This window comes from Brevundimonas goettingensis (assembly GCF_017487405.1).
GTDB lineage: Bacteria > Pseudomonadota > Alphaproteobacteria > Caulobacterales > Caulobacteraceae > Brevundimonas > Brevundimonas goettingensis.
Window position 1 is genome coordinate 3,442,326 of the sequence record NZ_CP062222.1, and the last position, 24,770, is coordinate 3,467,095.

Below are 24,770 nucleotides of genomic sequence, written 5' to 3' on the forward strand. Positions count from 1 at the left end.
CCGGTCCCGATCTGATCCCTTGAAACGCCTCCTCCTTCTCGGCTGCGCCTTCGCGCTGGCGGCGACGCCCGCGGCGAGCCTGCGCGCGCGGCAAGAGAGCAGCGAGCTCTCCGGGCTCCAGTCCGAATATCGCGACGAGCAGGTCCGGGCCCGCCGGCTGAGGGCCGACGCCGCCGAGGCCGCGGCCGAGATCATCGATCTGGACCGCCAGCTGGCCGCCCTGCGTCAGGCCGAGAGCCACGACGACATCCAGATGGCCGCCCAGCGCGCCCGACTGAACGAGCTGAGCCGGAGGGAATCCGTGCTTCTGATCGCCCTGGCCAAGGACCGGGGCCAGCAGGCGCGCCTGCTCTCGGCCTTGCAGATGATGAGCCGTGATCCGCCGCCGCCCCTGCTGATCCCGTCCGACAAGGCCGTCGACACGGTGCGCGCCGCCATCCTGATGCGGGCCATGACGCCCGAGTTGCAGCGCCGCACCCGGGCCCTGGTCGATCAGCAGACCGAGATCGCCCGCATCCGCCGCCTCGCCGTTCTGTCCAGCGAACAGCTGATGACCACCGAGAGCGCCCAGGGCGATCGGCGCGGCGAGATCGAGAACCTGTCGGCCCGCAAGGCCGCACTCGTCGCCGTGCTCAAGGCCGACGCCGAACGCTCGGAACGCGCCGCCAGGGTGCTGGAGGCCCGGATCCGCAGTCTGGGCGGCGAAATACAGCCCCTCTCCGCCGCCGAGGCCGACGCCGAGACCGTGGTCACCCGCCTGCCCGGCGGCCGTTCGCGCCTGAGCCCGCCCGCCCCGGGCCAGCCCGACGCCGTCTTCGGCCGGGGCTCCTCGGGCTGGCGCTGGCGCACGGGCGCGCGGACCATCACCGCCCCAGCCAATGCCGTCGTCGACTACGCCGGGCCGTTGAGCGGCTGGGGCCAGGTGGTCATCCTCGACCTCGGCCCCGGCTGGCGTGCGGTCATCGCCGGTCTGGACAGCGTATCGGTCGAGGCCGGCGGCCGGGTGGCGGATGGTCAGGCCCTGGGTCGCTCGGCCGACGACGGCGAGGTCTATTTCGAACTGCGCCGCGACGAACGCCCCGTCGACCCCGCGCCGTGGTTGAGGTGAGGGGCTCAGGCGAGGAGCTGCGATGACCGGTTCGGCGAACGCGAAACCGCTTTCCATCCGCCCCCGACGCTGATTTTATCCGGGGCAAGCGTCGGCGCCACGAATTCGTCGTGACTTCGGCGTTCCTGACCCTGATACCGGACGCCTGAAGGCTTCGGCTTCGAAGACCTCTGACGACCGCGAAAGAGACCGAATGCGTAAACTGCTCCTCGCCGGCGGCGCCGTGCTGGCCCTGGGCCTGAGCGGCATGACTGTCGCCACCCAGACGCCCCGGAACGAGACCTTCCGGATGCTGCAGCTGTTCGGGGACGTCCTGGCCGTGGTCGAGCAGGCCTATGTGGTCCCGGTCGACAACAAGAAGCTGATCGAGGCGGCGCTGGCGGGCATGATGTCGGCCCTGGATCCGCATTCCAACTATCTGGCCCCCGACGGCTATGAGGACCTGCAGGAGCGCACCTCGGGCGAATATTCGGGCGTCGGCCTGACCATCACGGCCGAGGGCGGTCTGGTGAAGGTCATCTCGCCGATGGACAATTCTCCGGCCAGCCGCGCCGGCATCCAGGCCGGGGACGTCATCTCGGCCATCGACGGCCAGAACGCCGCGGGCCTGAGCGTCTCGGAAGTGTCCAACAAACTGCGCGGCGCCATGGGCACCTCGGTCAAGGTCACCGTCCTGCGCGACGGCGAGGAGGCCCGCGAGGTCACCCTGGTGCGCGAGGTGATCAAGGTCGAGAGCGTCACCGGCCGTCTGGAAGGCGACTTCGGCTATATCCGCATCTCGACCTTCAACGAGAACACCGGCCGCGAGCTGACCCAGGTCATCACCCGGCTGAAGACCGAGAAGCCGGGCATCAAGGGCTTCGTCCTCGACCTGCGCAACAACGGCGGCGGGCTTCTGACCGCGGCCATCGACGTGTCCGACACCTTCCTCGAGCGCGGCGAGATCGTCAGCCAGCGCGGCCGCAAGCCCGACCAGATCGACCGCTACGCCGCCAAGCCCGGCGACCTGACCAACGGCCTGCCGCTGGTGGTGTTGATCAACTACGGCTCGGCCTCGGCGTCCGAGATCGTGGCCGGCGCCCTGAAGGATCAGGAACGGGCGACGATGGTCGGCCTCACCAGCTTCGGCAAGGGTTCGGTCCAGACCGTCATCCCGCTGAACCAGGGCAAGGACGGCGCCCTGTCGATCACCACGGCGCGCTACTACACCCCGTCCGGCCGCTCGATCCAGAAGATCGGCATCGAGCCGGATCTGGAGGTCGCCCGTTCGGAGGCTGAGGGCCGGATCGTATCGCGCTCCAGCTTCATCTATTCCGAGGCCGCCTACGCCACCGCCCTGGACGCCTCCATCGGCGCCGAACGCAAGGGCGCCCACACGCCGCACGAGGCCCCGGGCCCGGACTTCGACAAGGCCAAGGACTATCAGCTGGAACGGGCGCTGGACGTGCTGCGCGCCGGCGGCGACCTCTCGAAACTGGCGGCGGCCCCGGCCGGGATCGTGGTCGATGACGGCACGGAAAAGGCGGCGGAAACGGCGGCCAATGACGACGCTCCGGCCACGGCTCCGGAGACGAAGCCCGAGCCCGCTCCGGAAGCGACCCCGACGCCGCAACAGCGCCGCCGGTAAAGGGTTGAGCGTGGGCTGACAGAGCCCCTCCGTCTCTTCGCTATGCTTCGAGACACCTCCCCACGTCGTGGGGAGGAGGATGGTGAATGGCGCGTTAGGGTTTCTTAACCGCCGCACGGCAGAGTGACGTCTGAGAAGGACCGCCCGTCGCGGTCCCTGACCCAGCGTCCTGTCGCCTTATGTTCGCCAAGAGAGAATCCGCCCTCGCCGCCGCCGCCGGAGCCGCTCCGCAGAGCAAGCTTCCGCGCCTGAGCCTGGCCCCGGTCGTCGACGCCCTGAAGCGGCCGCCGGTCGCCGTCGGGGCCGCCGGCCTGTTGCTGCTTGGAACCGTGGCCCTGTTCCTGACGGTGCTGGGCGACCCCACGGCCGGAACCCCCTCGGCGCGCGCCGCCCTGCATCGCGAAACCCACGCCCCCGCAGCCCCTGAGGCGCCAACCGGCATGGAGGCCTTCGGCATGGGCGGCGACTGGGCCGCCTGGCAGACCCTGGGCGATCCCAATGCCGACCCGGCCCTCTCCGGAGCCGCCGGGGGCGACGCCCTGATCACCCTGCCCGACGGCGCGACGGTCGCGGGCGGCGGCGCCTTCACCGCGCCCAAACGCCCGGCCCAGCCCCTGGTCTCGGCCCCGATCGCGGGCCTGAGCCAGCCGGGTCCGAACGGCCCCCTGCCGACCATCGCCGCCGACGGCCGCGTCCCGGCCCAGGCCTATGCCCGTCCCTTCCGCCCGAACGGCAAGCCGCGCGTCTCCCTGATCGTCGGCGGCCTCGGCCTCAACGCCGTCACCACCCGCGCCGCCATCGAACGTCTGCCGGCCGAGGTGACCCTGAGCTTCGTCCCCTATGCCGACGGCCTGCAGGGCTGGATCGATCTGGCCCGCGCCCAGGGCCATGAGGTGATGATCGAGATCCCGATGGAGCCCTCGGGCTATCCGGACAACGATCCGGGTCCCCAGACCCTGCTGTCCTCCGCCACGCCCGACGACATCACCGCCCGGATGAACTGGCTGCTCGGCCGCGCCACCGGCTATTTCGCGGTGACCAACTATCTGGGCGACAAGTTCGTGACCTCGGACAACGGCATGGCCGCCTTCCTCAGCGTGCTGCGCCAGCATGGCGTCGCCTTCATCGACGACGGCTCGGCCCGCCGCAAGCCGGGCGCCTGGGCCCGCGCCAGCGCGGATTCCATCATTGACGAGACCCAGACCCCGGCCTTCATCGTCGGCCGCCTGAACGCGCTCGAAGCCCGCGCCAAGGCCACCGGCGCGGCTCTGGGGACCGGTTTCAGCTATCCGGTCACCGTCGAGGCCGCCGCCCGCTGGACCGCCGGTCTGGATGCGCGGGGGCTGCAGCTGGCCCCGGCCTCGGCGATGACGCAACGGCCGGGGCGGTAGCTGCACCAGGTGAGGAGTGCTAGTGAGCAAGGGGTGAGCAGGATCGCAAGCGCGCTCGCCGCCTCGCACTCACTTCTCGCTCACTAGCACTCCTCACCCATGACCCTGCCCGACCTCTCCCTCTACCGCCCCAATGTCGGCGTCGTGCTGTTCAATGCGGAGGGCAAGGTCTGGTACGGGCGCCGGCACGCCACCGAGGGGCCGTACAACTGGCAGTTCCCGCAAGGGGGCGTGGACAAGGGTGAGGACGTCGCCGAGGCCGCCCTGCGCGAGCTGCAGGAAGAGACCGGGGTCACCTCTGTGGAGCTTCTCGGCCGCACCGACGACGAAATCCTCTACGACTTCCCGGCCGAGCTGATGGCCCAGCACCTGCGCGAGAAGCGCAAACCCTGGAACGGCCAGCGCCAGACCTGGTTCGCCTTCCGCTTCACCGGCGACGAGGCCGAGATCGACCTGAACCAGCATGAGGAGGTCGAGTTCGACGCCTGGCGCTGGGGCGACCTCTCGGAAGCCTGCGACCTGATCGTGCCGTTCAAGCGCGCCGCCTATGAGCAGGTGGTGGCGGCCTTCGGGAAGTTCGCAGGCTAGGTCGCGCCGCAGCCTTCGGGCTTGAGCACCCGCACGGTCGAGGCGGGATATCGGACCAGTTTGGCGGCGGGCCGTATCGGGCGCGGCGCGAAACCACCCCCGCAGTTGGGGCAGACCCCCTTCAGCGCCCCCTCCGCACAGTCGGCGCAGAAGGTGCATTCGAATGTGCAGATGCGCGCCTCGGCGCTCGCGGGCGGCAGGTCCCGGTCACAGCATTCACAGTTCGGGCGCAGTTCGAGCATCGGAGCCTCCTCGGAGGCTGAGGTTAGCGGCGCAGCTTGCCCAGCGCCAGCCGCACCAGACCCGCCACGGCGACCAGGGCCCACGCGCCCTCCATCAGGGCCGCCGACAGGTTGAAGTCCACCGACAGGGACCAGAGGATCAGCAGGGCGCCCGCCAGGTTGAGCACCAGCGCCGGCCATTGCTTCGGATCCAGCTTTCCGGCCGTGGCGCCCGCGTAGGCGATGAGAATGAGCAGGACGCCGAATACGCCGGCGATATCGATCAGGGTCATGGCCTTGAAGCCCTCCGTGTGGGCCGGGCCGTCCCGGACTTCACGCCGGTCGCCCGGCGGCGGGGACGTGGCCCCATGAGGCCAGTCTAGCCGCCCGCATCGCCCGTTCAACCCGCCTTGGCCAGACTGGCGAGATTGGCGATTTCGGCCCGTCGGGATTGGTCGATTTGACGACAGCCCTTGGCGACCGGGTCGCCAGTCCGAAATGCAAAACAGCCGGCGCTTGCGCGCCGGCTGTTTGCAGATGGATCAAAGCGCTTGTCGCGGCTCTGTCAGGTCTTAACCCGCGACGACTTCCGTCGCCTGCTCGGCCAGGATGGTCAGGCCGGCGGGGGTCACGTCGGCGAAGCCGCCATGGACGGTGAAGACGCGCTTCGTATTGCCGTCGAAGACCGTGACCGGACCTTCGCGCAGGGCCGTCATGAAGGGGGCGTGGTCGGGCAGGACGCCGAAGTCGCCTTCGACGCCCGGCGCGTCGACCTGATCCACGTGGCCCGAAAAGACCTCGCGCTCAGGTGCGACCAGCGAGAACTGCAGCTTGCCCGCCATGACTCAGGCGGCCTCGGCGGCGAGCTTGGCGGCCTTCTCGACGGCTTCCTCGATCGGGCCGACCATGTAGAAGGCGGCTTCCGGCAGGTGGTCGTATTCGCCGGCGACGATGCCCTTGAACGAGCGGATCGTGTCTTCGAGCGAGACGAACTTGCCGTCGGCGCCGGTGAACTGTTCGGCGACGAAGAAGGGCTGCGACAGGAAGCGCGAGATCTTGCGGGCGCGCGACACGACCAGCTTGTCGTCTTCCGACAGCTCGTCCATGCCCAGGATGGCGATGATGTCCTTCAGGGCCTTGTACTGCTGCAGGACTTCCTGGACCGAGCGGGCGACGTTGTAGTGCTCTTCGCCGATGACCAGCGGGTCCATGATCCGCGAGGACGAGTCCAGCGGATCGACGGCCGGGAAGATGGCCTGGGCGGCGATGTCGCGCGACAGAACGGTGCGGGCGTCAAGGTGGGCGAACGAGGCGGCCGGGGCCGGGTCGGTCAGGTCGTCGGCGGGAACGTAGATGGCCTGGATCGAGGTGATCGAGCCCTTCTTCGTGGAGGTGATGCGCTCCTGCAGGTTGCCCATTTCCGTGGCCAGGGTCGGCTGATAGCCCACCGCCGACGGGATACGGCCCAGCAGGGCGGACATTTCCGAACCGGCTTGCGTGAAGCGGAAGATGTTGTCGACGAACAGCAGAACGTCCTTGCCTTCCTCGTCGCGGAAGTACTCGGCCTGGGCCAGACCGGTCAGGGCGACGCGGGCGCGGGCGCCGGGAGGCTCGTTCATCTGGCCGTAAACGAGGGCGCATTTCGAGCCTTCGGTCGAGCCGTTGTTCTTGGTCGGGTCCACGTTCACGTTGGACTCGATCATCTCGTGATACAGGTCGTTGCCTTCGCGGGTGCGCTCACCCACGCCGGCCAGCACCGAATAGCCGCCGTAGGCCTTTGCGATGTTGTTGATCAGTTCCTGCATGGTGACGGTCTTGCCGACGCCGGCGCCGCCGAACAGGCCGGTCTTGCCGCCCTTGGTGTAGGGGCACATCAGGTCGATGACCTTGATGCCCGTGACCAGGATTTCCGACGAGGTCGACTGCTCTTCGAACGAAGGCGCCTCGCGGTGGATCGGGCGGTACATGGTGGTGTTGATCGGGCCCTGTTCGTCGATCGGCGCGCCGACGACGTTCATGATGCGGCCGAGGGTGCCCGGGCCGACCGGCGCCAGGATCGAGGTGCCCGTGTCGGTCACCGGCTGGCCGCGCGTCAGGCCTTCCGAGGTGTCCATGGCGATGGTGCGGACCATGTTCTCGCCGAGGTGCTGGGCGACCTCGAGAACCAGGGTGAAGGGCTCGCCCGTCTTCTGGTCGACGTTCTGGGTGTGCAGGGCGTTCAGGATCGCCGGCAGCTGGCCTTCGAACTCGACGTCGACGACGGCGCCGATGACCTGGGCGATCTTGCCCACGCCCGTGCCTGCGGTGACGACGGCGTTACCCGTGGCGGCGGCGGCCTTCGGGGCCTTGGGAGCCGCAGGCTTGCGGGCGGCGGGTTTCTTGACGGTGTCGGTCATCGGGTGCGTCCGTTTCGTATGTTCTGTCAGGATCGGAGGATCAGAGCGCTTCCGCGCCGGCGATGATCTCGATCAGTTCGGTGGTGATTTGGGCCTGACGCTTGCGGTTGTACTGCAGCGTCAGCGAGTTGATGAGGTCGCCCGCATTGCGCGTGGCGTTGTCCATGGCGGCCATCTGGGCGCCGAAGAAGCTGGCCTGGTTCTCGTACAGCGCCGCCAGGACCTGCGTCGTGATATTGCGCGGCAGGACGACGTCGAGGATTTCCTCTTCCGAGGGCTCGTACTCGTAAACGGCGCCGTTCAGGTTGATCGGAGCCGCATCGCCGTCTACGACCGCCGGGATCAATTGCTTGGGCGTCGGGACCTGCGAGATGGCCGACTGGAAGCGGCTGTAGAACAGGGTCACGACGTCGGCGTTGCCGGCCTCGAACTCCTCCGCGATCAGGGCGGCGATCGGCTCGGCCGCGCCCATGCCGATGACCTTGTGGTCCGACATTTCGAAGGTGCGGATCAGCTTGTCGCCGTACAGACGCGACAGGCCGTCGCGGACCTTGCGGCCCACGGCGACGATGCGGACGTCCTTGCCCGAGGCGATCAGCGAGTTGATCCGCTCCTTGGCGGCGCGGATGACGTTGGAGTTGAACCCCCCCGCCAGACCCTTGTCGCCCGTGGCCACGACCACGAGGTGCTTCTTGTCCGAACCCGTGCCGGCCAGCAGCCTGGGCGCGCCGTCGCCGGAGACGCCCGCCGCCAGATTGGCGATGACCGCAGCCATCTTGCGGGCGTAGGGACGCGCGCTTTCGGCCTGGTCCTGGGCGCGTTTCAGCTTGGCCGCGGCGACCATGTTCAGGGCTTTCGTGATCTTCTGCGTGGACTTCACGCTGTCGATCCGATTGCGCATTTCCTTGAGGCTGGCCATCGGGCGCTACTCTTTCAGCTTCCGGTGATCAGGCTTAGGCGAAGGTTTTGACGAAGGCTTCCAGCACCGACTTCAGCTCGGCTTCGAGCTCGGCGGTGAGGTCCTTCTTGGCGCGGATGCCGTCCAGCAGCGAGGCGTTCGACGAGTGGATGCGGGCCAGGAGCTCGCTCTCGAAACGACCGATGTCCGAAACGGCGATGCCGTCCAGATAGCCGCGCGTACCGGCGTAGACCGAGACGACCTGCTCTTCCATGGTCAGCGGCGAATACTGGGGCTGCTTCAGCAGCTCCGTCAGGCGCGCGCCGCGGGCCAGCAACTTCTGGGTCGAGGCGTCCAGGTCCGAACCGAACTTGGCGAAGGCGGCCATTTCCCGATACTGGGCCAGCTCGCCCTTGATGGAGCCCGCAACCTTCTTCATGGCCTTGGTCTGGGCCGAGGAGCCCACGCGCGACACCGAGATGCCGACGTTCACGGCCGGGCGGATGCCCTGGTAGAAAAGGTCGGATTCCAGGAAGATCTGGCCGTCGGTGATCGAGATCACGTTCGTCGGGATATAGGCCGAAACGTCGTTGGCCTGGGTTTCGATCAGCGGCAGGGCGGTCATCGAGCCCGAGCCGTAGTCGGCGTTCAGCTTGGCCGAACGCTCCAGCAGACGCGAGTGCAGGTAGAAGACGTCGCCCGGATAGGCTTCACGACCCGGCGGGCGGCGCAGCAGCAAGGACATCTGGCGGTAGGCGACGGCTTGCTTGGACAGGTCGTCATAGACGATCAGGGCGTGCATGCCGTTGTCGCGGAAGAACTCGCCCATGGCGGTGCCGGCGAACGGAGCCAGGAACTGCAGCGGGGCCGGTTCCGAGGCCGTGGCGGCGACGACGATGGTGTAGTCTAGGGCGCCGCGCTCTTCGAGCGTCTTGACGATCTGGGCGACGGTCGAACGCTTCTGACCGATGGCGACGTAGATGCAGTACAGCTTCTCGCCTTCCGACGCCGCGGCGGCGTTGGTCGACTTCTGGTTCAGGATGGTGTCGATGGCGACGGCGGTCTTGCCGACCTGACGGTCGCCGATGATCAGCTCGCGCTGGCCGCGGCCGACGGGGATCAGGGTGTCGATGGCCTTCAGGCCGGTCTGCATCGGCTCGTGCACCGACTTGCGGGGGATGATGCCCGGGGCCTTGACGTCGACGCGGCGACGCTCGGTGAAGGAGATCGGGCCCTTGCCGTCGATCGGCTCGCCCAGCGGGTTGACGACGCGGCCCAGCAGGCCCTTGCCGACCGGAACGTCCACGATCTCGCCGAGGCGGCGGACTTCGTCGCCTTCAGCGATGGCGGCGTCGGCGCCGAAGATAACCGCGCCGACGTTGTCGCGCTCGAGGTTCAGGGCCATGCCCTTCACGCCGGCCTTGGGGAACTCGATCATCTCGCCGGCCTGGACGTTGTCCAGACCGTGGATGCGGGCGATGCCGTCGCCGACCGACAGCACCTGGCCGACGTCGGACACGTCCGCTTCAACGCCGAAGGAGGCGATCTGCGACTTGAGGATGGCCGAAATCTCGGCGGCGCGGATGTCCATTTGGATCTCTCTGTCTTCGTCTTCAGGTCGGGCTGTGAGGCCCGCTACATTCTTGTTGGCGCGCGCCTTAGGCGCGCTTGAGGGCGAACTTCATCTGGTCGAGCTTGGTCTTCAACGAGGCGTCGAACAGCTTCGAGCCGACCTTCACCTTCAGGCCGCCCAGGATCGACGGATCGACCCGGGTGGTGATTTCGGGGTTCTTGCCCAGGGCCGTCGTCAGGGCCGTGGTGATGGTCTTCAGCTGGGCCGCGGTCAGGGCCTGGGTCGAGACGACCTCGGCGGCGACGATGCCGGCATGCTTGGCGTACAGGGCCTCGAAACCGGCGATGACGGCGGCCAGATCGCGGGCTCGGCCGTTCTGGGCCAGCAGGCCGAGGAAATTCCGGGTGGTGATCTCGAACTTCGCCCTGGTCGCGATGGCGATCAGGCCCTTGACCTGGTCCTCGGCCGAAATCACCGGCGAGGTAGCGAGGCGGCGCAGGTCGGCGCTCTCGGTCCAGGCGGCCTTCAGCGACTTGAGATCGGCGCGCACGGCGTCGATTTTGTTCGTCTCGAGGGCGAGGTCAAACAGCGCCTGTGCGTAGCGCTCGCCGACTTCCGTCGTCCTGAAATCGTCTGCCAAGGTGTCGTACCCGTTCGGTCAAGCTTTTGTGGTCGCGACCGGCGGCGATGTCCGCGCCGGCCAAGGGCCTGAAATGCTTAAGGAAAGCACGCACAGGGCCGTTTCGTCAGAAACGCCCCTATGAAGCCGGGCGCCTGATAGCATGGGGTTTTCCCGCTCGCAACAAGTCGTGATCGGACGGATGAGCGGCACGGTTGCGATCCTGCGGCGTTCCGTCTCACCGTGTTCGCCCTCCCGCCCCGAAAGACCGCATGGCCGCATCGACCAACAAGAACGTCGTCTTCGCCGCCCTGGCCGGGAATCTGGCCATCGCCGTGACCAAGCTGATCGCGGCCCTGATCACCGGTTCGGCGGCGATGATGTCGGAAGCGATCCACTCGGCCGTCGATACGGGCAACCAGGTCCTGCTGCTGGTCGGACTGAGGCGCGCGGCCCGTCCGGCGACCGAAACCCACCCGTTCGGCCACGGGCTGCAACTGTATTTCTACACCTTCGTGGTGTCGGTGCTCATCTTCGGCGTCGGGGCCGTGGTCTCGATCACCCACGGGATCGACCGCATCCGCGCGCCCGAGCCGATCGAGAACCCGTGGGTCAACTACGTCGTCCTGGGTCTGTCGGTCGTGTTCGAAGGGGCGTCCTGGTTCGTGGCCCTGAAGGCGTTCAACACCGAGCGCGGCGACAGGCCCTTCCTGAAGTCCATCCATGGGTCCAAGGATCCGACCGTCTTCACGGTGCTGTTCGAGGACACTGCGGCGCTGTCGGGTCTGGTCGTCGCCCTGGTCGGGGTGGTGTGTAGCCAGCTGTTCGACCTGCCGGTGCTGGACGGGATCGCCTCCATCGTCATCGGTGTGATCCTGGCCGTGACCGCCGCCTTCCTCGCCTTCGAGAGCCAGAGCCTGCTTACCGGCGAGGCCGCCGATCCGGCGACGCGCGAGGGCATCCGCGCCATCGCCGCGGCCGAACCGGGCGTCGAGGGCCTGAACGACGCCCGCACCATGCATTTCGGCCCTAACGAAATCCTCGTGTGCCTCAGCCTCGATTTCCGCAACGACCTCTCAGCCGCTGACGTCGAGGACACGGTCGCCCGACTGGAGCAGAAGCTCCGCGCCGCCTACCCCCAGGCCGGCCGCATCTATGTCGAGGCCCAGAGTTTCGCCTCCCATTCGGCGGTGCGGGAAGCGGTCATCGCGGGCGGCGGGGCGGGGGCTCTGGTCTCCGACGTCCCGGCGCCGAGCCAACCCTGAGCCGCCAAGCGACAATCAGACGCGGGTCGGGGATGACGGGATTACAGAGTCCTGCATTATCTAGGCGGCCACGCTTTCAAGGACTCCCATGTTCGACGCCATCGTCCCGCTTCTGACCGACCCCGCCGCCTGGCTGGCCCTGACCACCCTCATCGTGATGGAGGTGGTGCTGGGGATCGACAACCTGGTCTTCATTTCCATCCTGTCGAACAAGCTGCCGCCCGAGCAGAGGCAGAAGGTGCGCCGGCTGGGCATCGGCCTGGCCCTGATCATGCGTCTGGGCCTGCTGGCCACCATCGGCTGGATTGTCGGCCTGACCGCCCCGGTATTCAACCTGGGCTTCCATGGTCCGCTGAACAGCCACGGCGAGCCGTCCTTCGACACCATGTTCAGCTGGCGCGACCTGATCCTGATCGCCGGCGGCCTGTTCCTGCTGTGGAAGGCGACCAAGGAGATCCACCACACGGTCGATCCGACGCCCAGCCACGACGTGCTCGACAAGAAGTCGGTCGTCATCAACAACGCCGGCGCCGCCATCGTCCAGATCATCCTGCTGGACCTGGTCTTCTCGGTCGATTCCATCCTGACCGCCGTCGGCATGACCGATCACGTGCCGATCATGATGGTGGCGGTGATCGTCGCCGTGACCGTGATGCTGCTGGCCTCGGACCCGCTGGCCAACTTCATCGACAAGAACCCGACCGTGGTCATGCTGGCCCTAGGCTTCCTGCTGATGATCGGCGCCGTCCTGATCGCCGATGGCTTCGGGGTCCATGTGCCCAAGGGCTATATCTATGCCGCCATGGCCTTCTCGGCTCTGGTCGAAGGGCTGAACATGGCCGGGCGCGCCTCGTCGAAGAAGAAGCAGGCCGCGCTTGACGCGCATCAGGCCGAACTGAACGCGCGCGAAACGGCGGGACCCGGGGTATAGGCGAAGGATGCGCCTCAGTCTTCCCGTCCGTCTCTCGGCCCTCTTCATGCTCCTCGGCGCCTGCGCCGCCCCGATGGGGGCGGCCTCGGCCCCCTTGGCGGAAGCGGCGCAGGCGCCCCCCGCTGCGGGCACGACCGGGACCGTCCCGGTGCTGGGATATGAGATTGTGCGGACCTTCCCGCATGCGACCGACGCCTTCACCGAGGGCCTCTTCTATCGCGGCGAGGGCGCCGAGGCCGAACTGGTCGAGAGCACCGGCCGCTTCCCGTCCGACATCCGCATCGTCCGGCTGGCCGACGGCGAGGTCCTGAGAAAGCGGGTGCTGGACACCGCCTATTTCGGCGAGGGCATCGTCCAGGTCGGCGACCGGCTGATCAGCCTGACCTGGCGCAACCATCTGGGCTTCATCTGGAACGCCACGGACCTGAGCCCGATGGGGCTCTTCTCCTATACGGGCGAGGGCTGGGCCCTGACCAAGGACGACCACCGCATCATCATGAGCGACGGCACCCCCGCCCTGCGCTTCCTCGACCCCCAGACCTTGGCCGTCACCGGCCGACTGACCGTCACCGCCGACGGCCGGCCGGTGGACCAGCTGAACGAGCTGGAGTGGGTCGCCGACGCGGATGCGCCCGGCGGCGGATATATCTACGCCAACATCTGGCAGACCGACCGCATCGCCCGCATCGATCCGACCAACGGCCATGTCGTGGCCTGGATCGACCTGACCGGCCTGTTTCCGGAGAGCGAGCGCAAGGACGTCAACGACGACGTCCTGAACGGCATCGCCTGGGACGCGGCGGGCAAGCGGCTGTTCGTCACCGGCAAGAACTGGCCGCAGCTGTTCGAGATCCGGATCAAGTAGGGTCGCCCCCCCCCGCCCTCGACCCCGGCCCCTGTTCGCCGTATCGAACCGCATGACCGAAGCCGCCCCTTCCAACATGACCTACGCCCGCTACCTCGGGCTCGACCGGCTGCTGTCGGCGCAGGATCCGATCTCGGACCAGCACGACGAGATGCTGTTCGTCATCATCCACCAGACCAAGGAGCTGTGGCTCAAGCAGATCCTGCACGAGGTGGGGCTGGCCCAGACGATGGTGCGGAACGGAGATCTGGTCCCGGCCTACAAGTCGCTGGCGCGGGTCAGCCGCATCCAGGCTGTGATGACCCAGAGCTGGGACATCCTGGCGACCATGACCCCGGCCGACTATCTGCGCTTCCGCGATGTGCTGGGCTCAAGCTCGGGCTTCCAGAGCGACCAGTTCCGGCGCTTCGAGGCCATGCTGGGGCTCAAGGACGCCCGCTTTCTCGCCTTCCAGGAAGACCGGCCCGAGGCCCATGCGGCGCTCAAGGCCGCGATCGAGGCGCCCAGCCTGTATGACGACGCCCTGGCCCAGCTGGCCAACGCCGGCCTGCCGGTGCCCGAGGCGGTTCTGAACCGCGACGTCAGCCGGCCCTACGAACCGTCGGAGGGCGTCGAGGCGGCCTGGCTGGAGGTCTATCGCGACACCGACCGCTGGTGGGCCCAGTATCAGCTGGCCGAGAAGCTGGTCGATCTCGACGACGCCCTGCTGACCTGGCGGCACAAACATGTGGTGACCATAGAGCGGATCATCGGCCGGCGTCGGGGCACCGGCGGCACGGAGGGCGCGGCCTATCTGATGACGACGCTGGAGAAGCGCTGCTTCCCGGAACTCTGGTCGCTTCGCACGAAGCTCTAGCGAGGCTTGGGCACGAAGCTGTGATGACTTGCTGATCCGACGGTGATCGGCCGGTCGCAATCGCGCCGCAACCCGGGGCGAGGCTGGGCCGTTCCAGTGGGTAAGTTTTGGAGACCCCCAATGCCCAACCGTCACGATATCCACGTCCTCAACGGCCTGATCGCCGCCACGCTCGACAGCGCGGAACGGCTGGACCTGATCGCGGACGACAGCGAAAGCTCGGGCCACGGCAGCCTGTTCAGCGCCCTGGCCGAGGAGCGCCGCGACATGGCCCGGGTCATGGCCGCGACCGTCACCGCCCTGGGCGGTCAGCCCGACACCTCGGGTTCGATCTTCGCCAAGGCCCAGCGCGCCGTCATGGACATGAGCCATGCCCTGATGCGCGACGAGGCCGGTCTGGTCGACGCCGCCGACCGGGGCGAGGCCGCGCTGGACAAGCGCTTCCACGCCGCCGTCGCCGACGAGAAACTGTCGGCGACCACCCGCGAGACCATCCGCCGGGCCCACGCCGCCATCCACCGCGAGACCACCGAGGTCCATAGCCTCAGACGCAGCGTCGACGGCCAAAAGGATGCGTCCAACCGCCTGTTTCCGCAGTAGAAAATGAAAAAGGCCCCGGTCTCTCGACCGGGGCCTTCGTCTTTGGCCGTGAGGCCGATCTTAGGCTTCGTCGGTCTTCTCGGCCGAACCGGTGACCGGCACCTGGGCGCCCTTGGCGGGACGAACCGTCTGGCGCTCGGCGATACGGGCCGACTTACCGCGACGGTCGCGCAGGTAGTAGAGCTTGGCGCGACGGACGACGCCGCGGCGCTTCACTTCGATGGCGTCGATGTTCGGCGACAGGATGGGGAATTTGCGCTCCACGCCTTCACCGAACGAAATCTTGCGGACCGTGAAGGTCTCGTTCACGCCGCCGCCGTCACGGGCGATGCAGACGCCTTCGAACGCCTGGATGCGTTCGCGTTCGCCTTCCTTGATCTTGACCATGACGCGCAGGGTGTCGCCGGGCTGGAAGTCCGGGATCGCGCGGGTCGCGATCAGGCGGGCTTTTTCTTCGGCTTCGATAGTCTGAAGGATGTTGGCCATTAGTCTTGTTCTCCTCGGGCTTTTTTGCCCTTTAGCTTTGAGTTGGCGGAGGATTCCGCTGGTCGATTTGCAAGATGAGCCTGCCAGAGATCCGGCCGCCGCTCCTGCGTAGTGAGTTCCCGCTGTTCCTGACGCCAGATCGCCATCTTGCGATGGTCGCCCGACAACAGCACCTCGGGGATATCCAGCCCCTCGAACGTCCGCGGTCTCGTGTACTGCGGATGCTCCAGAAGCCCGTCCTCGAAACTCTCGGTCGACAGGCTTTCGCCTGAGCCGAGCACTCCGGGGATCAGTCTTACGCACGCCTCGATCACCAGCATCGCCGCCGCCTCGCCGCCGGCGAGAACCGCGTCTCCGACGGAGACCTCCTCGAACCCGCGGGCGTCGAGCACCCGTTGATCCACCCCTTCGAACCGGCCGCAGAGGACGGTGATCCCGTCCGCCTTCGCCCATTCCTTCACCCGCGCCTGGGTCAGGGGCCGACCGCGTGCGCTCATGTACAAAAGCGGCCGAGGCGGGCCCGCCACGCTGTCGAGCGCTCGAGCCACCACGTCCGCTTTGAGGACCTGTCCGGGGCCGCCACCCGCAGGGGTGTCGTCGAGGAAGCCGCGCTTATCTTCGGAAAAGTCCCGAATGTCCAGCGTTTCCAGACTCCACAGCCCCTTCTCGCGCCAGGCCGTGCCGATCAGGGACACGCCGAGCGCGCCCGGAAAGGCCTCGGGGAACATGGTCAGGACGGTGGCGGTGAAGGGCATTGAGGGTCGGGTCGATCCGGTTGAAGTGGCAGGGCGCCACCGAAAAACACACTGACAGACTGCCAAATCCTGCCAAACGGTCGCGAAGACAGGAAAGGGAGCGAGCCGCGCGCCCAATATAGTCCCGTTGCAAACGGCGCCATGCCGAAGTCGCCGACTTTCCGTCTTCAGACTGAAAAGACGCGGAAAAATCCCGGCACAAACGCGCGGTCGAAGCCCTCAACCCGGCAAAAGGGTCTCCGCCTGCAGCCGCGCGGTCCAGCGGGCCGCTCGTTCCTTCAGCTCGTCCTTGAGCCGCAGGTCCGACAGATCGGTCGGCAGCCGGTCCAGCTGTTCGAAGCGGAAGTCGTCGGGCGTATGGGCGTTCCAGGCCGCCTGCAGCGAGGGATCGCGACCCGAGCCGGTCTTCAGGGTGAAGCTGAGTCCGTTCCAGCGGGTGTCGATATGGCGCGTCTGACCCACCCAGGCCTGACCTGTCGCCGCACAGATGACGGCATAGACCCCGGCGACGGTCGGGGTGTCCTTATAGTCGGCGATCAGGGCCTTGCGGGCGGCCAAAGACGGGACGGTCGAAGGTGGGACTGGGATCATGGTCGGGCTCGCGAATTCCATTTGATCCGGGTAGAATAGGCTTTATTTTAGTCCGGGTAAATAACCCGAGGGGTCATTCGCCAGAGCTGCGGAATTCGTATAGGGCGACGGCCCATGAGCTCGACCCCGAACGCGCCCCTGATCCTGGAGACCACCGACACGGCCGACAGCCCGGTCTTCGCGGATTTCTTCGCCGGATACGAGAAGGCCTTCGTCCTGCCCGAGGAGATGGAGGACGAGGACGGGTTTCGGGCCTGTCTGGACCTGAACCACGGCGCGGCGCGGCAGGCGCTGGAGGCGCGCTACGGCCTGTTCCGCGAAATCTGCCTGACCGCGCGCGATCCGGACGACGGCGGCCTGGTCGGCGGGGCCAATCTGATCGCCATGCCGAACGGCGCGCTGAACGGGGTTCCGGTGATCACGGCCAACCTCAACTATGTCTATGTCGACGGCGCCCAGCGCGGAAAAGGCCGGTTCCGCGCCCTGGTTCATGCGATTTCCGATCATGTGGCGGGGATGTTCCCGCAAGCCCTCCCGGAGGGGACAGGCGCCCGGCCTCTGGTCTTCATCGAGCAGAACGACCCCATCGCCATGGACGACGACGCTTATGAGCGGGACACACGCTTCACCGGCATGGATCAGTTCGATCGCTTACGCGTCTGGAGCCGGGCCGGGGCCCTGATGGTCGATATGGACTATGTCCAGCCGCCGCTGTCGCCCGACCATCCGCCGGTCGACACCCTGATCCTGTCGGTGCTCGGCGCCGGGGAGGCCCGCGCCCTGCCGGCCCGGCTGGTGCGCGACCATCTGGCCCGGTTCTTCGGCATTTCGGTGCTGAAGGGCCAGCCGCTGGAGCGGAATGAGACGGCGGCCCGGCAGCTGGCCGAACTGGACGCCCTGGCCTGGAAGGACGGCGCCGTCCGCCTGATCGACCTGGGGCCGGTGCTGGCGAGCCCGGAAAGGCCGGAGGCGATCCGGTCGCGGGTCGGGGCCGGAGACGGGATCGGGCGACGGTTCCGGGGGACGCTGACGGCCTGATCCGCCGAAGCGGCGTCAGGCCGTCACGGCCTCGTCGTCCATGGTCTTGTAGTGCAGGGCCACGTGATCCGGCAGGGCGCAAGCGGAGTAGTCATGCGCCGCCCGCCAGGCCGCGCCGTCGGGTTCGAAGATGACGACGCCTGACGTCTGCAGCCTCACATAGTCCGGATCCCCCTGCCCCGCCCGTTCCCGGACCCGGGCGCGAACAAGGTCGCGCACCCGCTCCCCGCCCTGCCATCCCGCGAACAGGGATTCGGCGGCGGTGTTGCAGCCGGGGTCGTCGATCGCGCAGGCGAACACCAGACGGGTGGTGGTTTCCTTCGGAAGGTTCTCGACGGCGCTGACCAGGGCCTCGGCCACCTTGGCGGCCAGCTGGGCCTTTCCGTAGGCGAGGCTCTCCGCATCGGCCAGATTTCCGTGCTCGAAGAAGGGCACCAGATCCGTCCACGGTCGCGCCTCGTTCCGGGTCTGGCTGAGCGGCGTGAAGCGGCCGTCCTTCTCCTCCATCATCACGAAGGCGATCCAGAGATAGGCCGAATAGTATTTCGAGCGGACGGCGCCTTCCTCGAGGCTGATCTCGCCGACGTTGACCGATTCATAGGGCGAAGCCGCGCCCTCGGCGCCCTGTTTGATCGTGGAGATGTAGAGGACGGGCCGCCGATCGGCTCCGCCCTTCCAGCTGGTCAGGGCCGTGCCCGGCAGGGCATTGGTGTCGCGCCGGTCCAGACCGATGGTGTCGCTGAGCCGCAGCCGACCGCGCACCGTGACCGGCAGCGCCATGGGCATCCTTATCACATCGCGCTTGCCCGGCTCCGTGGCCGAGGCGATGTGATTGCGCGTCGTATCCAGAAGATGCTTCATCAGCGGATCGATGCGGGATGCGGCGCCGACGATCTCCAGCGAATTGTTCTCGTCGCCGAAGCCGTACTGGACGGATCGGAACCGGGCGTCGGAGCGGGCGCATCCACAGACCGGAATGCTCGGCCCCCACAGCAGCCAGCAGGTGTAGATGAACATCTGGATTTCCCGGATGTCACCGCCGGACTCGCCCAGCGGCCCCGTGACCTTGCTGGCGTCGCGATTGAAGGCGCTGAGAACATTGCCCCATTTCTGATTGAACTCGATCAGCAGCCCCGTGAGCAGGTGCAGGGGCGTGATGAAGCCGCTTTCGATCTCGATCGGGCAGATGAAATACTTGCCCTCCTCGTCCACGCCCATATCGGCGAGAACGTCGAAATAGCGGTCCATCTCGGCGAAGTGGGCGTTCACCTCGGCGGCGTTGGCGACCTTGATGGTGGGGTCGCCCTTGTAGATCTTCGGCAGATGGCGTTTCCATTTCGCAAGAGCGGCCTGGTACAGCTCGACCCTCTGGGCCCCGGTCTCGTCGCCCGGAATCCGACGAAGCTTTCGCGATGTCGGCGACTGAAAGCGGGCGAGGTCGATCTGGGGCGTCGGCGGGAACATCTCGTGCTCGGCGCGCATCCGGACGCGACGGAAGATCTTGCGTTCCTTGATGGCAAGAAAAGTCCAGTCCTGAAAGGCGATCCCGAGGATCGTCCCGACGGCGGCGAGGCGTCCCCCGGACTGAAGCCGGCCCTCCCTGACCACCCTGAGAAGACGGTAGCTCCGGAACACGTCCCGGAACAGATAGACCACAGCGCTGACGAACAGGACGATGGCGATCCAGGTCGTGGTCTTCTCAAACGCGCCCGTCACCATGTCGGCGATGGCCAGAACCACGGGCTGGGCGGCTTCCGTCTTGGTGGTCATGGGGTCCCCGGATCGATCCCCCGACCTTATGTTGGGCCGCTCTTGCGAGTCGAGAACAATGATCCGTGACCCGGCGCTCGGGTCAGCGATCGAACCCCTGCGGGGTCCGGGCTCGGACCTAGGAGATCCAGGTGTTCTTGCAATTGCCGACCGTCCATCCGGCGAAGCCCGAAATCACGCGGCATTCGACGCCCATTCCGGCCAGCGGTCCGTGCATGATACCGCTCTGAACCGTGGCGCCGCGGCCGTCATAGACGGGTCTGTCGAACGAGACCCACTGGACGGGCTTGCCCGGCTCCGAACGGGTTGCGGGATCGTAGGTCCGGGGGAAGCCGACGCCGTAGCGGCTCCAGTCGCAGCGGGGGTTCCAGGTCCTGTCACCGTCTTTGAGCCACAGCGGCGGCGGCAGGCGGTCGGTGGTGTTGAAGCCGTAATGCTCCCTGGCGACCGCCGCGATCACGGCGCAGTCGTTGCCGTTGTCCGCGGAAGACGGAGGGCCGCCGGGCCCGGCGGGGTCGGTGGCGCAGGCGGACAGGGTCGCGACGACGGCCGTCGACAGAACTGCAAATCTACGCATCACGCGTCTCCCGGGGTTACCCGCCTCTGAGGGCGGTGATGGTGCGGCCAGGGGCGATGTCCTCGGCCGAGGTGATCAGGTGAACGATGGCGGGGACGCCGTCCGGTCCTGAGACCGCTTTACGGGCGGCGGCGAAGGCGGCGGGAAAGTCCTCGGTGGTCTCGCAGCGGACGCCGAAGGCGCCGAAGGCCCGGGCGTACTGGACGAAGTCGGGGTTCTTCAGGTCGGTGGCGATGACCCGGCGCGGATAGTCCCGTTCCTGATGCATGCGGATGGTGCCGTAGGTCCCGTTGTCGACGATGACGGTGACGGTGTTGATCCCGTACTGGACTGCCGTGGCCAGCTCCTGACCGGTCATCAGATATTCGCCGTCGCCGGCGATGCAGACGACGTCGCGGTCGGGATACAGGCTCTTGGCCGCCACCGCCGCCGGATAGCCGTACCCCATGGCCCCCGAGGTCGGGCCCAGCTGGGTGTGCATCGCCGTATGCTTGTGGAAGCGGTGCAGCCAGGCGGCGTAGTTACCCGCGCCGTTGGTCAGGACGGCGTCGGCGGGCAGGACCGAGCGCAGATGGGCCATGCACTCGCTCATATTGGCCCGGCCGGTGACCGCGACAGGGGTGGTGAAGGCCTCATAGGCGGCATGGCCGGCCTCGGCCTGTTCGTGCCAGGTGCGGCCCGGCTCGATTTCCGCGAGGGCCATGGCCGCCAGCGACACGTCGGCGCAGGCGCTCATCAGCGGCGGCCAGACGCGGCCCAGCTCCTCGGGCCCCGGGTGGATGTGGATCAGGGTCTCGGGCGTGCGGGCCCGGTCGAGCAGGGTGTAGCCCTGGGTCGGGTTCTCGCCGAGCCGGGCGCCGATGGTGATGATCAGGTCGGCGTCGCGGACCCGCTGCAGCAGCACCGGATTGGGGCCGAGACCGAGGTCGCCGACATAGTTGGGCCGGGCGTTGGAGATCAGGTCCTTGCGTCGGAACGACAGGGCCAGCGGCAGGCCGATGCGCTCGGCCCAGTCGCCGATGGCGGTGGTCGCTTCCTGCGTCCACCCGGAGCCGCCGAGCACCAGCAGGGGCCGCTCGGCTTTTGCCAGATGCGAGCCGACCTCGGCGACGAAGGCGGGATCCAGCGCCGAGCGGGCGGGGGCGACGGGCCGCACCGGAGCCGGGCCGCCGTCGGCCTCCAGCACATCCTCGGGCAGGGCGATGACCACCGGGCCCATCCGGCCCTGCAGGGCGGTGGCGAAGGCGCGCTCGACCACCTCGACGGTGCGGGTCGAGGTCTCCAGCTCGGTCGCCCATTTGGCCAATCCGCCGAAGACCTCGCGATAGTCGACCTCCTGGAAGGCGCCGCGGCCCCGGTCCGAGACGGCGATCTGGCCGACGAACAGGATCATCGGGGTCGAATCCTGATGGGCCGTATGCACCCCGATGGAGGCGTGGGTCGCGCCGGGGCCGCGCGTGACCATGCAGATGCCCGGCTTGCCGGTCAGCTTGCCATAGGCCTCGGCCATATTGGCGGCGCCCGCCTCGTGCCGACAGGTGATGACCTGGATCTGGTCGGTCACGTCGGCCAGGGCGTCGAGAACGGCCAGATAGCTCTCGCCGGGGACACAGAAGATCCGCTCCACCCCGTTCATGACGAGGACATCGACGAGACGGCGGGCGGTATTGGCGACGGTGGTGGAGGCTGGGGTCATCACCACGGATTAGCAGACCAAAGCCTGAATTGACCGTGCAACCCTATGGTCACGCTTGGCGTTACGGCGAAGGTTCAACAATTCCCCCTCGGAGAAAACCCATGCGCAAGATCATCGCCCTCAGCATCGTCGCCGCCGCCCTGGCCGTTTCGGCCTGCAACACCATTTCCGGCGCCGGCCGCGACGTCTCGGCCGCCGGCTCGGCCGTTACCCAAGGCGCCGAGACCGCCAAACACTAAGGCGGTCAACGCCAAGGTTGCTGAAGGCCCGCCCTGACCGGCGGGCCTTTTTGTGTTTCGGGGCTCAGTCGTAAGCTACGCCGGTCAGATAGAGCCCGTCCGACGGCGCCACGGGTCCGCAGGCGGTGCGGTCGCGGGCGGCCAGGGCGTCGGCGACATCCTGCGCCGTCCAGCGGGCGAGGCCGACCTCGACCAGGGTGCCGGTCATGGAGCGGACCTGACGGTGCAGGAAGGACCGGGCCTCGAAGACCAGATGAACCTCCTCGCCGACGCGGGTGACGCGGGCGACGTCGAGCGTCTTCTCCGGCGACTTCGACTGGCAGGCCAGGTCGCGGAAGGTGGTGAAGTCGTGATGGCCTACCAGAACCTGGGCCGCCTCATGCATGGCCCCGGCATCCAGCGCCTTCTTCATGTGCCAGACCTTGCCCCGCTCCAGCGCCGGGCGGCCGGGGCGGTTGAGGATGCGGTAGAGGTAGCGCCGGCCCGTCGCCGAGAAGCGGGCGTGCCAGTCGTCGCTCACGGCCTGTGAATCGAGGACGGCGACCGCCTCCTTCACCAGATGGGCGTTCAGCGCATTCATGACGGTCGCGGCGGGCCAGTCCTTGTCCAGATCGACGTGGACGACCTGACCGGTGGCGTGGACGCCGGAATCGGTGCGGCCGGCGGCGGCGATGCGGACGTCCTGACCCGAGAAGCCCTTAACCGCCGTCTCGATCGCGCCCTGCACGGTCGGCAGCCCCGCCTGGGCCTGGAACCCGGCGTAGCTCGAGCCGTCGTATTCGATGGTCAGGCGGTAGCGGGGCATCAGCCCAGCAACGTCCCGGCGGGCAGGGGGAAGCCCTTGAGCAGCTCTTCCGCGGCCTGAACCGCCTTGCCCTCGCGCTGGACACGGGTCAGGCGGACGGCGCCCCCCTCTTCACCGGAAAGCCCGCAGGCGATCAGCAGCTCGTCATCGAGGATTTCACCGGGGGCGCCGGTCCCTTTCAGGCTGGTGCGCGACATCAGGGCCTTCACGCGCGTACCGTCAGGCGCGGCGAACCAGGCGCCGGGAAAGGGCGACAGGCCGCGAATGTGGCAGTCGACCTCGGCGGCCGGGCGGGTCCAGTCGATGCGGGCCTCGGCCGGCGTGATCTTGCGGGCGTAGGTGGGTTCCCCGGCCTGGGGCGTCTCCGTCACCCCGCCGCGCTCGATGGCGGCCAGAGCCCGGGTCCAGAGGGTGGCGCCCGTCGTGGACATGCGTTCGGAGAGGCTGGCGGCCGTGTCATCCGGCTGGATCGGCAGGATTTCCGACAGCAGGATCGCGCCCTCGTCGAGGCCTTCGGACATGCGCATGATCTGGACGCCCGTCTCCCGGTCGCCGGCCATGATGGCGCGCTGGATCGGAGCGGCGCCGCGCCAGCGGGGCAGCAGGGAGCCGTGCAGGTTGAAACAGCCGAGACGCGGCGCCTCCAGCACGGCCGGCTTGAGGATCTGGCCGTAGGCGACGACGCAGGCGGCATCGAGATCCAGGCTCTGGAAGATTTCGATGGCCTCGGCCGACTTCATCGATTCAGGTGTGAACACCGGCAGGCCCATGGCCTCGGCGAAGGCGTGGACCGGCGACGGCGTCAGCTTCTGACCCCGGCCCTTGGGGCGCGGCGGCTGGGAATAGACGGCGACGATCTCATGGCCCGAGGCGATCAGCTCTGCCAGCGACGGCACGGCGAATTCGGGGGTGCCCATGAAGGCAAGGCGCATGAGATGCCCTCGGATCGTTGAAAGACGGGGTCCCCTAGCCCGGCACGCGTCCGGACGGAAGGATCAGGTCAACCGCGCTCAAGTCGTGAGCGACCGCGTCGCGAACATAGCGCCCAAAAAGAAAGCTGGGACTTTAGTCCCAGCGCGAAGCGACCCCGCCGCCCTCGTCCCATTCGCCGCCGGCGTCCAGGGCGTCGTCGAAGTCGAGCAGGCGGTCCAGCAGGACCCCGGCGATCAGGCCCACGGCGGCGACGCCGATGATGGTGGCCAGGCTGCCGATGCCGATCTTCTCGCTACGGGTCAGGCGACGACGGCCGTGGGTGTCGATAACGGTCGATCGGCGGGCCATCACGCGTCCTCCAGCGCCCGCGAGCGCATGTATTTCCTGACCTTGGTCACCGCCCGGTCGCGCTTGAGACGCGACAGGTGGTCGATGAACAGAACGCCCTCGAGGTGATCCAGTTCGTGCTGGAAACAGACGGCGTAAAGGCCGTCGATTTCTTCCTCGATGCGCTGGTTGTCGCGGTTCAGATAACCGATGCGGATGCGGGCCGGGCGCGAGACCGTGTCGAAATATTCCGGCAGGGACAGGCAGCCCTCCTCGTACTGGAACAGTTCGTCCGAAGCCCAGAGGATTTCCGGATTGGCGAAGAAGCGGGGGTTGGCGCCGCGGTTGGGCTCGGCGTCCTCGCCGGCCTCATCGACCACCTCGGCGTCCGTGGTGGGCTCGCCGTCCTGCAGGTCCATGACCACGACGCGACGCAGATCGCCGATCTGGGCCGCGGCCAAACCAATGCCCGGGGCCGCGTACATGGTCTCCAGCATGTCGTCCATGAGGGCGCGCACGCCGTCGTCCACAGCCTCGACAGGTTTCGAGATGTGCTTGAGCACCGCCAGGTCGGCGGGGTTGTCGATGGTGAGGATACGTCTGACGGCCATGGGG

The 24,770-nt window shown here is 67.7% G+C and carries 28 protein-coding genes; 11 read left to right on the plus strand and 17 right to left on the minus strand.

Annotated elements, in window-relative coordinates; genetic code table 11:
- Positions 1–19: 19 nt before the first annotated feature.
- From IFJ75_RS16930 to IFJ75_RS16945, 4 genes are all read left to right on the plus strand, one after another.
- Positions 20–1,108: a murein hydrolase activator EnvC family protein gene (locus IFJ75_RS16930; RefSeq protein WP_207869683.1), complete on the plus strand. Its 1,089-nt coding sequence runs from the start codon at positions 20–22 to the stop codon at positions 1,106–1,108.
- A gap of 193 nt (positions 1,109–1,301) precedes the next feature.
- Positions 1,302–2,735 carry a S41 family peptidase gene (locus IFJ75_RS16935; RefSeq protein WP_207869685.1) on the plus strand — a complete coding sequence of 478 codons (1,434 nt, stop codon included), beginning with the start codon at positions 1,302–1,304 and terminating at the stop codon, positions 2,733–2,735.
- Positions 2,736–2,914: 179 nt separating this feature from the next.
- Complete coding sequence (locus IFJ75_RS16940) at positions 2,915–4,126, plus strand: divergent polysaccharide deacetylase family protein (protein ID WP_207869687.1); 1,212 nt, start codon at positions 2,915–2,917, stop codon at positions 4,124–4,126.
- A gap of 99 nt (positions 4,127–4,225) precedes the next feature.
- A complete protein-coding gene (locus IFJ75_RS16945) occupies positions 4,226–4,714 on the plus strand; it encodes an RNA pyrophosphohydrolase (protein WP_207869689.1) in 489 nt (162 codons plus the stop codon).
- On the opposite strand, the gene IFJ75_RS16950 is transcribed toward IFJ75_RS16945, so the two are convergent.
- The 7 genes from IFJ75_RS16950 to IFJ75_RS16980 all read right to left on the minus strand — a co-directional run bounded on the left by IFJ75_RS16950 (position 4,711) and on the right by IFJ75_RS16980 (position 10,442).
- The gene (locus tag IFJ75_RS16950) at positions 4,711–4,956 is read right to left on the minus strand and encodes a DUF1272 domain-containing protein (protein ID WP_207869691.1); all 246 of its coding nucleotides are present in this window, start codon (positions 4,954–4,956) and stop codon (positions 4,711–4,713) included. The genes IFJ75_RS16945 and IFJ75_RS16950 overlap by 4 nt on opposite strands.
- A 23-nt stretch (positions 4,957–4,979) precedes the next feature.
- Positions 4,980–5,228, minus strand: coding sequence for a CBU_0592 family membrane protein (locus IFJ75_RS16955; protein WP_207869693.1), 249 nt, complete (start codon positions 5,226–5,228; stop codon positions 4,980–4,982).
- A gap of 279 nt (positions 5,229–5,507) precedes the next feature.
- A complete protein-coding gene (locus IFJ75_RS16960) occupies positions 5,508–5,777 on the minus strand; it encodes an ATP synthase F1 subunit epsilon (RefSeq protein WP_207869695.1) in 270 nt (89 codons plus the stop codon).
- Between the two features lie 3 nt (positions 5,778–5,780).
- Positions 5,781–7,331 (minus strand): F0F1 ATP synthase subunit beta, encoded by a 1,551-nt coding sequence (gene atpD / locus IFJ75_RS16965; protein ID WP_207869697.1) that lies wholly within the window; start codon positions 7,329–7,331, stop codon positions 5,781–5,783.
- A gap of 40 nt (positions 7,332–7,371) precedes the next feature.
- Positions 7,372–8,250: a F0F1 ATP synthase subunit gamma gene (locus IFJ75_RS16970; protein WP_207869699.1), complete on the minus strand. Its 879-nt coding sequence runs from the start codon at positions 8,248–8,250 to the stop codon at positions 7,372–7,374.
- Between the two features lie 34 nt (positions 8,251–8,284).
- On the minus strand, positions 8,285–9,820 hold the full coding sequence (gene atpA / locus IFJ75_RS16975) for a F0F1 ATP synthase subunit alpha (RefSeq protein WP_207869701.1): 1,536 nt from the start codon (positions 9,818–9,820) through the stop codon (positions 8,285–8,287).
- 67 nt (positions 9,821–9,887) lie between these two features.
- Positions 9,888–10,442, minus strand: a complete 555-nt coding sequence (locus IFJ75_RS16980) for a F0F1 ATP synthase subunit delta (protein WP_207869703.1) — start codon at positions 10,440–10,442, stop codon at positions 9,888–9,890.
- Between the two features lie 251 nt (positions 10,443–10,693).
- On the opposite strand from IFJ75_RS16980, the gene IFJ75_RS16985 reads away from it, so the two are divergent.
- The 5 genes from IFJ75_RS16985 (at position 10,694) to IFJ75_RS17005 (ending at position 14,938) form a co-directional block, all read left to right on the plus strand.
- A complete protein-coding gene (locus tag IFJ75_RS16985) occupies positions 10,694–11,686 on the plus strand; it encodes a cation diffusion facilitator family transporter (RefSeq protein ID WP_207869705.1) in 993 nt (330 codons plus the stop codon).
- Between the two features lie 88 nt (positions 11,687–11,774).
- A complete protein-coding gene (locus IFJ75_RS16990) occupies positions 11,775–12,617 on the plus strand; it encodes a TerC family protein (protein WP_207869707.1) in 843 nt (280 codons plus the stop codon).
- A gap of 7 nt (positions 12,618–12,624) precedes the next feature.
- Positions 12,625–13,482, plus strand: coding sequence for a glutaminyl-peptide cyclotransferase (locus IFJ75_RS16995; protein WP_207869710.1), 858 nt, complete (start codon positions 12,625–12,627; stop codon positions 13,480–13,482).
- Between the two features lie 52 nt (positions 13,483–13,534).
- A complete protein-coding gene (locus tag IFJ75_RS17000; RefSeq protein WP_207869712.1) occupies positions 13,535–14,338 on the plus strand; it encodes a tryptophan 2,3-dioxygenase in 804 nt (267 codons plus the stop codon).
- A gap of 120 nt (positions 14,339–14,458) precedes the next feature.
- The gene (locus IFJ75_RS17005) at positions 14,459–14,938 is read left to right on the plus strand and encodes a PA2169 family four-helix-bundle protein (protein WP_207869714.1); all 480 of its coding nucleotides are present in this window, start codon (positions 14,459–14,461) and stop codon (positions 14,936–14,938) included.
- Positions 14,939–14,998: 60 nt separating this feature from the next.
- Here IFJ75_RS17005 and rplS read toward each other — a convergent pair whose 3' ends face one another.
- The 3 genes from rplS to IFJ75_RS17020 all read right to left on the minus strand — a co-directional run bounded on the left by rplS (position 14,999) and on the right by IFJ75_RS17020 (position 16,770).
- Complete coding sequence (gene rplS / locus IFJ75_RS17010) at positions 14,999–15,424, minus strand: 50S ribosomal protein L19 (protein WP_207869716.1); 426 nt, start codon at positions 15,422–15,424, stop codon at positions 14,999–15,001.
- On the minus strand, positions 15,424–16,179 hold the full coding sequence (gene trmD / locus IFJ75_RS17015) for a tRNA (guanosine(37)-N1)-methyltransferase TrmD (protein ID WP_207869718.1): 756 nt from the start codon (positions 16,177–16,179) through the stop codon (positions 15,424–15,426). The genes rplS and trmD overlap by 1 nt, the downstream gene beginning before the upstream one ends.
- A 219-nt stretch (positions 16,180–16,398) precedes the next feature.
- On the minus strand, positions 16,399–16,770 hold the full coding sequence (locus tag IFJ75_RS17020; protein WP_207869720.1) for a GIY-YIG nuclease family protein: 372 nt from the start codon (positions 16,768–16,770) through the stop codon (positions 16,399–16,401).
- 114 nt (positions 16,771–16,884) lie between these two features.
- On the opposite strand from IFJ75_RS17020, the gene IFJ75_RS17025 reads away from it, so the two are divergent.
- A complete protein-coding gene (locus IFJ75_RS17025; protein ID WP_207869722.1) occupies positions 16,885–17,808 on the plus strand; it encodes a hypothetical protein in 924 nt (307 codons plus the stop codon).
- 15 nt (positions 17,809–17,823) lie between these two features.
- Here IFJ75_RS17025 and IFJ75_RS17030 read toward each other — a convergent pair whose 3' ends face one another.
- From IFJ75_RS17030 to IFJ75_RS17040, 3 genes are all read right to left on the minus strand, one after another.
- Complete coding sequence (locus IFJ75_RS17030) at positions 17,824–19,578, minus strand: hypothetical protein (protein WP_207869724.1); 1,755 nt, start codon at positions 19,576–19,578, stop codon at positions 17,824–17,826.
- Between the two features lie 118 nt (positions 19,579–19,696).
- The gene (locus tag IFJ75_RS17035; protein WP_207869726.1) at positions 19,697–20,155 is read right to left on the minus strand and encodes a hypothetical protein; all 459 of its coding nucleotides are present in this window, start codon (positions 20,153–20,155) and stop codon (positions 19,697–19,699) included.
- 16 nt (positions 20,156–20,171) lie between these two features.
- A complete protein-coding gene (locus IFJ75_RS17040) occupies positions 20,172–21,851 on the minus strand; it encodes a thiamine pyrophosphate-binding protein (RefSeq protein ID WP_207869728.1) in 1,680 nt (559 codons plus the stop codon).
- Between the two features lie 101 nt (positions 21,852–21,952).
- Here IFJ75_RS17040 and IFJ75_RS17045 point away from each other — a divergent pair, with 101 nt between their 5' ends.
- Positions 21,953–22,090 (plus strand): entericidin A/B family lipoprotein, encoded by a 138-nt coding sequence (locus IFJ75_RS17045; RefSeq protein ID WP_207869730.1) that lies wholly within the window; start codon positions 21,953–21,955, stop codon positions 22,088–22,090.
- A gap of 64 nt (positions 22,091–22,154) precedes the next feature.
- Here the strand turns inward: IFJ75_RS17045 and truA are convergent, their stop codons facing one another.
- From truA to def, 4 genes are all read right to left on the minus strand, one after another.
- Entirely contained in the window at positions 22,155–22,895 is a 741-nt protein-coding gene (gene truA, locus IFJ75_RS17050; RefSeq protein WP_207869732.1) for a tRNA pseudouridine(38-40) synthase TruA, read from the minus strand.
- A complete protein-coding gene (fmt, locus tag IFJ75_RS17055; protein WP_207869734.1) occupies positions 22,895–23,827 on the minus strand; it encodes a methionyl-tRNA formyltransferase in 933 nt (310 codons plus the stop codon). Before fmt ends, truA begins: the two co-directional genes overlap by 1 nt.
- Before the next feature lie 133 nt (positions 23,828–23,960).
- Positions 23,961–24,176 carry a hypothetical protein gene (locus IFJ75_RS17060; RefSeq protein ID WP_207869737.1) on the minus strand — a complete coding sequence of 72 codons (216 nt, stop codon included), beginning with the start codon at positions 24,174–24,176 and terminating at the stop codon, positions 23,961–23,963.
- Entirely contained in the window at positions 24,176–24,766 is a 591-nt protein-coding gene (gene def / locus IFJ75_RS17065; RefSeq protein ID WP_207869739.1) for a peptide deformylase, read from the minus strand. Before def ends, IFJ75_RS17060 begins: the two co-directional genes overlap by 1 nt.
- Between the last annotated feature and the right edge of the window lie 4 nt (positions 24,767–24,770).

Coding starts and splice junctions, on each gene's coding strand:
- IFJ75_RS16935 (WP_207869685.1), top strand. CDS start 1,302: ATGCGTAAACTGCTCCTCGCCGGCGGCGCCGTGCTGGCCCTGGGCCTG.
- IFJ75_RS16940 (WP_207869687.1), top strand. CDS start 2,915: ATGTTCGCCAAGAGAGAATCCGCCCTCGCCGCCGCCGCCGGAGCCGCT.
- IFJ75_RS16945 (WP_207869689.1), top strand. CDS start 4,226: ATGACCCTGCCCGACCTCTCCCTCTACCGCCCCAATGTCGGCGTCGTG.
- IFJ75_RS16950 (WP_207869691.1), bottom strand. CDS start 4,956: ATGCTCGAACTGCGCCCGAACTGTGAATGCTGTGACCGGGACCTGCCG.
- IFJ75_RS16955 (WP_207869693.1), bottom strand. CDS start 5,228: ATGACCCTGATCGATATCGCCGGCGTATTCGGCGTCCTGCTCATTCTC.
- IFJ75_RS16960 (WP_207869695.1), bottom strand. CDS start 5,777: ATGGCGGGCAAGCTGCAGTTCTCGCTGGTCGCACCTGAGCGCGAGGTC.
- atpD (WP_207869697.1), bottom strand. CDS start 7,331: ATGACCGACACCGTCAAGAAACCCGCCGCCCGCAAGCCTGCGGCTCCC.
- IFJ75_RS16970 (WP_207869699.1), bottom strand. CDS start 8,250: ATGGCCAGCCTCAAGGAAATGCGCAATCGGATCGACAGCGTGAAGTCC.
- atpA (WP_207869701.1), bottom strand. CDS start 9,820: ATGGACATCCGCGCCGCCGAGATTTCGGCCATCCTCAAGTCGCAGATC.
- IFJ75_RS16985 (WP_207869705.1), top strand. CDS start 10,694: ATGGCCGCATCGACCAACAAGAACGTCGTCTTCGCCGCCCTGGCCGGG.
- IFJ75_RS16990 (WP_207869707.1), top strand. CDS start 11,775: ATGTTCGACGCCATCGTCCCGCTTCTGACCGACCCCGCCGCCTGGCTG.
- IFJ75_RS16995 (WP_207869710.1), top strand. CDS start 12,625: ATGCGCCTCAGTCTTCCCGTCCGTCTCTCGGCCCTCTTCATGCTCCTC.
- IFJ75_RS17000 (WP_207869712.1), top strand. CDS start 13,535: ATGACCGAAGCCGCCCCTTCCAACATGACCTACGCCCGCTACCTCGGG.
- IFJ75_RS17005 (WP_207869714.1), top strand. CDS start 14,459: ATGCCCAACCGTCACGATATCCACGTCCTCAACGGCCTGATCGCCGCC.
- rplS (WP_207869716.1), bottom strand. CDS start 15,424: ATGGCCAACATCCTTCAGACTATCGAAGCCGAAGAAAAAGCCCGCCTG.
- trmD (WP_207869718.1), bottom strand. CDS start 16,179: ATGCCCTTCACCGCCACCGTCCTGACCATGTTCCCCGAGGCCTTTCCG.
- IFJ75_RS17020 (WP_207869720.1), bottom strand. CDS start 16,770: ATGATCCCAGTCCCACCTTCGACCGTCCCGTCTTTGGCCGCCCGCAAG.
- IFJ75_RS17025 (WP_207869722.1), top strand. CDS start 16,885: ATGAGCTCGACCCCGAACGCGCCCCTGATCCTGGAGACCACCGACACG.
- IFJ75_RS17030 (WP_207869724.1), bottom strand. CDS start 19,578: ATGACCACCAAGACGGAAGCCGCCCAGCCCGTGGTTCTGGCCATCGCC.
- IFJ75_RS17035 (WP_207869726.1), bottom strand. CDS start 20,155: ATGCGTAGATTTGCAGTTCTGTCGACGGCCGTCGTCGCGACCCTGTCC.
- IFJ75_RS17040 (WP_207869728.1), bottom strand. CDS start 21,851: ATGACCCCAGCCTCCACCACCGTCGCCAATACCGCCCGCCGTCTCGTC.
- IFJ75_RS17045 (WP_207869730.1), top strand. CDS start 21,953: ATGCGCAAGATCATCGCCCTCAGCATCGTCGCCGCCGCCCTGGCCGTT.
- truA (WP_207869732.1), bottom strand. CDS start 22,895: ATGCCCCGCTACCGCCTGACCATCGAATACGACGGCTCGAGCTACGCC.
- fmt (WP_207869734.1), bottom strand. CDS start 23,827: ATGCGCCTTGCCTTCATGGGCACCCCCGAATTCGCCGTGCCGTCGCTG.
- IFJ75_RS17060 (WP_207869737.1), bottom strand. CDS start 24,176: ATGGCCCGCCGATCGACCGTTATCGACACCCACGGCCGTCGTCGCCTG.
- def (WP_207869739.1), bottom strand. CDS start 24,766: ATGGCCGTCAGACGTATCCTCACCATCGACAACCCCGCCGACCTGGCG.